The organism is Falsiroseomonas sp. E2-1-a20 (genome assembly GCF_051433195.1).
Taxonomy (GTDB): Bacteria; Pseudomonadota; Alphaproteobacteria; order Acetobacterales; family Acetobacteraceae; genus Falsiroseomonas.
In genome coordinates this window covers 1-4,769 of record NZ_JBHMFT010000103.1, presented here as the reverse complement: position 1 = coordinate 4,769, position 4,769 = coordinate 1, and the positions used below count along the sequence as shown (strand labels likewise).

6 protein-coding genes and 1 pseudogene are annotated in these 4,769 nt (G+C 63.9%); 5 read left to right on the top strand and 2 right to left on the bottom strand.

Translation table 11 applies throughout. From position 1 onward, the window contains the following. Window positions 1-182, top strand: a 182-nt coding sequence (locus ACFHPP_RS30400; protein WP_437166972.1) for a hypothetical protein, incomplete at its 5' end; no start/stop codon positions are given. Between the two features lie 49 nt (window positions 183-231). Next, window positions 232-669 (top strand): hypothetical protein, encoded by a 438-nt coding sequence (locus tag ACFHPP_RS30395; RefSeq protein WP_437166971.1) that lies wholly within the window; start codon window positions 232-234, stop codon window positions 667-669. A gap of 396 nt (window positions 670-1,065) precedes the next feature. Here the strand turns inward: ACFHPP_RS30395 and ACFHPP_RS30390 are convergent, their stop codons facing one another. Together ACFHPP_RS30390 and ACFHPP_RS30385 are read right to left on the bottom strand one after the other, a co-directional pair. Beyond that, window positions 1,066-1,641, bottom strand: coding sequence for a DUF3102 domain-containing protein (locus ACFHPP_RS30390; RefSeq protein ID WP_437166970.1), 576 nt, complete (start codon window positions 1,639-1,641; stop codon window positions 1,066-1,068). Beyond that, window positions 1,625-2,290 carry a ParA family protein gene (locus ACFHPP_RS30385; RefSeq protein ID WP_437166969.1) on the bottom strand — a complete coding sequence of 222 codons (666 nt, stop codon included), beginning with the start codon at window positions 2,288-2,290 and terminating at the stop codon, window positions 1,625-1,627. The genes ACFHPP_RS30390 and ACFHPP_RS30385 overlap by 17 nt, the downstream gene beginning before the upstream one ends. 171 nt (window positions 2,291-2,461) lie before the next feature. Here ACFHPP_RS30385 and ACFHPP_RS30380 point away from each other — a divergent pair. The 3 genes and pseudogenes from ACFHPP_RS30380 to ACFHPP_RS30370 form a co-directional block, all read left to right on the top strand. After that, a pseudogene (locus ACFHPP_RS30380) lies at window positions 2,462-3,103 on the top strand (IS5 family transposase); the annotation flags it as partial. Between the two features lie 143 nt (window positions 3,104-3,246). Next, complete coding sequence (locus ACFHPP_RS30375) at window positions 3,247-4,221, top strand: replication protein RepA (protein WP_437166968.1); 975 nt, start codon at window positions 3,247-3,249, stop codon at window positions 4,219-4,221. Window positions 4,222-4,363: 142 nt separating this feature from the next. Next, window positions 4,364-4,769 (top strand): helix-turn-helix domain-containing protein (locus ACFHPP_RS30370; protein WP_437166967.1); only part of this gene is annotated, 406 nt, incomplete at its 3' end.

Sequence of the window (4,769 nt, the reverse complement as noted above, 5' to 3'; positions counted from 1 at the left end):
ACGGCCAGCCCGACCGGCCCTTCATCCTGTTCGAGCCGAAGGGGGCCGACATCCCGCAGCTTCGCGGCATGATGATCACCTTGGAACTGCGGCCCGGCACCACCTATGACGAAGCCAGGGCCCTCTGCGCCTCGATGCAGGCCAAGGTGTTGGATCTCGTCGTCCAGCCGGCCCCTGCGTAGCCGGCGCCCAGACTGGACTTCCGACCGCCGACTGGCCGAACCTGCCGGCATGACGGACCAGCCGAAGCGGTACACGCTGGCGGAAGTCGCTCAGTTCACCGGGTTGTCAATCGCGGCGATCCGGCTCCGCATCCGTCGTGGGAAACTCACGGGCGAGAGGGGGCCTGACGGTCTGCGGGTCATCCTGACTTCCGCCGAGGTCGCCGGTATTACGGCAGAACAAGAGCGCCAACGAATTCCCGCACCGGCGGCCGACCGGACCGACACGGCCAAAGCGCTGAAGGACGCCGTCGATGTCCTGCGCCATCAGTTGGCGTGCGAGCGCGAGCGGGCGGACAGGGCGGAGGCGGCACTCGCGGAGGTGCGACTTCGGCTGGGACGATTGAGAGGCGAGGCGGCTGGGCTACGGAACGCCCTGCAGATTTCGGAGGCACGGCCGATGCGGAGCGGGAGGCCCATCAGGTCCCGGAGGACCGAGCCGAGCTGACGGAAGATCTGGTGAGCCTGGAGCGGGAGGCCCGTCAGTCCGCCCAGGCAAAGCCGGCGGATCAACGGGAACGTGCCGGGCGGGCGGAAGGCGAGGCCGAGGCCCCGCGGGCGGCTGTGCGCGAAGATGCGGCGCGCGAGCACTGCTTCAGGCTGAAGCAGAACGCCAGACGGCAGAGGCGGCGCGGTCGGAGTTGGCGGCATGTAGGGCGGGGGCCGCTGAGGCGGGCCCCGCGCAGGATCTTCCCGCGGGGCTGACGGCTTGCAGGCTTAACCGGACCGGCAGAGGGCGCAGCGGGGGCGGGATGACGGACGACCCGCCTCACGCTGTGATCCAGAATCGGCGAATGGGGCCGGCCGGGGAGGTATCAACTTAGGATCGATGCCGGCAGAGCGACTATGCCTCGTCGCCCTCTGCCAGTTCTTGCTCGAGCCGCCTCATCTCCTCATCAATCCTCATACGTTCTCGGCGAAGTCGCTCCAACTTGGCGCGTAGCTCGCCTTGCAGGTCTTGGCCTCCACCCCTTCTCCGGCGCCATTCGATCAGCTCGGCACGCTTCAGCTCGGGACGGATTAGGCCATCTTTCTCCGCCGCATCCAAAACAGGCGGCTCAAGCGTGGAGAGTAGATAGATCGTCGAATACGAACCGGGAAGACGCTCCATCGGGATCGGCCCGCCCAAGGCCCACCGTGCTGCCTCACGAAGTTGGTAAGCAGTGCGGCTCGAGAACGGCAGCTCCGCTTCCACAGAAGCGACATACTCGCCGTGGGGAAGCATTTCCTTGGCACGGATCAGCAGACGGCCAATCTCCAAGAATGCGCCCTGTGCACGGCTCCATAGCCGAGAAATCTCAGAGACGTAGTCCTGCGGCAACCGCGGCTCAGTTTTGGCTATCTGCAGCGCGCGAACCCGCGCGTCACCCTCGATTAAGACAGGCGGCGGAGGAGCATCAAGTTTAAGCCGCCGCGACATGCTTCTTCTCCTTCTTCACCCCACGCCCCCAAACTTTGCCTCTTACGAAGCTCCACACCGCCTGCATTTCGTCAGCACCAGCGTGTCCGGGCACGTCGACGAGACCCAGCCCCTTTGCGCCGGCACGGGCGTAGTCAGTCCGGTCGGCCACCTCCACAGGGCATAGTTCGCCGGCGTCCAAAAGGAAGGACTTCACAGCATTGATGTTGACCCGCGGCTTAACAAAATTCAGCACAGCAACTGCTGGGCGTCCCTCTTCTCGCAGGTGCTTGAGGAAGGGCGCCACGGATTCAGCGTCGTCAAACGTCGCGCGGGTAGGGACGACAATTAGGTCCGCCTTGGCCAGCAGCGCCTGAAACGCAGCAGGTTGTGTCTCAATGGAGGGGGGAGTGTCGATAAAGAGTGCATCGTAGCCATCCATTTCCCCATCATCGAGGAGCGCATCCGCTTCCGACCAGGCCACTTTGAAGTGCGGTAGTGCGGGCACCGTCTTCGGACGGCGTCGTGACCAGATCGTCAGCGTAGCCTGTGGATCGAGATCGGCGGTCACGGCCTTCAACGAACAACGAGCCGCTGCCGCGGCAAGGTTGCGACAGATCGTTGACTTGCCGCTTCCTCCCTTTGGTGACGCAAAGACAATGCGCTTCATGCCGTCCCCCAGCGACTGTTGCAGTCTACCTGTAGCCGTCGCGTAGTAGGCCGTGCAACTGCCTCAAAAGACTGACCGGTTAAACTTTACCTCCACCACGCAAATGGGGCGCATCATTTGGGAGCCGTACGAATGTGTGCTAGCCTGACGCAAACATGTTGTGCGCACGGGATCGAGCCGCTGCCGCCGGAACCCTCGCGGCGGGGGCGCAAACCCTCGGTCGATCTGCGCGAGGTGCTGAACGCGATCCGCTACGTGGCGCGCAGCGCGGGTGGGTGGCGGATGCTTCCTGTGCACTTTGGCTCTTGGCAGACGGTCTACTGGTGGTTCCGGACGCTTCGTCCGGCGGCTGCTGTTCCGCACCATCCCCAACGTAGCGCTGATGCTGGACCGCGAGGCGGAGGGCCGGGAGGCTAGCCCGAATGGTGGCGTGCTCGACAGCCAAACGGTGAAGGCGCCGTTTGCCGAGGTGCGCGGCTACGACGGCGGCAAGAAGATCGTCGGGCGCAAGCGCCACGTAGCTGTGGACACGGACGGGCGGCTGCTGATGGCGAATCTCACCCCCCGCCGACGTGTCGGACAGCGCGGGCGCGTAGGCGATCATCAACGCCATCCGCAAGCGCTGGCCATTGGCTGAAGCACCTGTTCGCCGACGCGGGCTACGACCGCACCAAACTCATGGACAAGGTCGCCTCGGCTGGATGATCCGCTGGCGAAGGCTCGCCCGCAACTACTAGAAGCGCCTCGACGAGTCTGGCCATGAACCACGTCGCCATGCGCGGCCTCCTGCTCCGCCGCGTCGCTCATCGATGATTAACAAACGGACTTTTACGGCATCTCACAATGCCTTGGGATCTACTCCCGCCCCGATTGGACTGTACTACCGGGACTCGCTGATCTCCCTTGGACTCCTCTCACATACTTCTAATAGTTAGATCTAATAGACTCCGAATAGCTTGCGTGAGCAGATCCCAAGTTGCATTTGTGCGGCGAAACAGGTTGAGGTGCCGGTTATGGGACAGGTGCATCAACTCATTCTGACACATGGTGTCGAGGCTGCACGGGCGCAGGCTTTAGACAAGGCCGAGCGGCGAGCGATCGACGCGGCCTTCGAGATCATGACTGATGAGAAGGGCCGCATCGGTGTGGCACATGCCGGATTCGCCATGGCAGCGCTACCGCACAAAAAAACAGCAGAGACGATCTGGGAAAAGGACGGAGGCACGGTCAAGTTGCTCGTGGAAAGCGGCACTGACGCAGAACGGCGTCCGGTGGGTATACCGTACGGGTCCGTGGCTCGGATGATTCTCCTTTATCTACAAACTCAGGCAGTTAGGACCCGCTCGCGCGAAGTCGAGCTAGGTGCCTCAATGAACGCGTGGCTCAAGGCGATGGATATTCCGATCGGCGGCAAGACCTACCAGGTGGTGCGGGAACAGAGTCGCCGCATCTCCCGCTGTCGCCTGACCTTCTTCCGACGCACCGAAAAGGCCGAGCTGGTTACCAACGGTGCTTTTGTACGCGATGCCATTCTTCCTTTGGACTCTACTCACGCCCAGCTCCCTCTGTGGCAGGAGCGGGTCCGACTGGACGAAGGGTTCTACCAGTCGCTGATCGAACACCCGCTGCCGCTGCGGGAGGCGGCGGTTCGGCAGATTTCCAGCCGCTCGATGGCCATCGACCTCTATGTTTGGCTGGCCTACCGCCTCCATGCCCTCAACGGGCCGGTTCCAGTGAGCTGGCAGGCCCTGCGCCGCCAGTTTGGCGAGGGGTACGGCGAACTCCGGTTCTTCCGGCGCGACGTTCAGCCTAACCTGAGATTGGCTCTGGCCGTGTATCCGGAAGCACGGGTCACGGTGGACGAGAAAGACGGCTTGATTCTCTACCCCTCGCCACCGCCAGTAACCGAGAAGAAGATGCTGCGGGCTTGAGCTACTTGGACTCTTCTCACGCCTTAGAAATTCAGCGGTGCGTGAGAAGATCCCAATGGTGATCAGCGTCAATCTTCAATCCAGACGCAGCAGGGGATCCATTTATATTGACATGTCGTATTGTCTGTTGCGGTAGTGCAGCGTGCTCACCGAACCCACCCTCGCCAACCTCGCCGCCGCCTCCGGCCTCCAACCTAGGACCATCCGGTCCTGGGTGGCCCAGGGCATCCTGCCCGCCCCACTGAGCCGCGGGCCCACCGCGCGCTACCCCGCCGACGCCCTGCAGCGCCTGATGGCCATCCGCGCCATGCGCGACCTCCTCGGCATGTCGCTCGGCGCCATCCGCCAGGAGCTGCTCGTCGCCACTGCCGACCAGATCGAGGCCTACGCCGCCAAGGCCGGCGCGCTGGCGCCGGAGCGGGCGGAACCCGCCGAGGCACCGGCCGATGCGCTCGACTACATCCGGCGCCTCCGCAGCGACCCCAGCGACCCCGCGAGTGCAGGTGAGGTGTCCGCCTCCATGCCACCGCCACCTGCTTCCGCGCGGC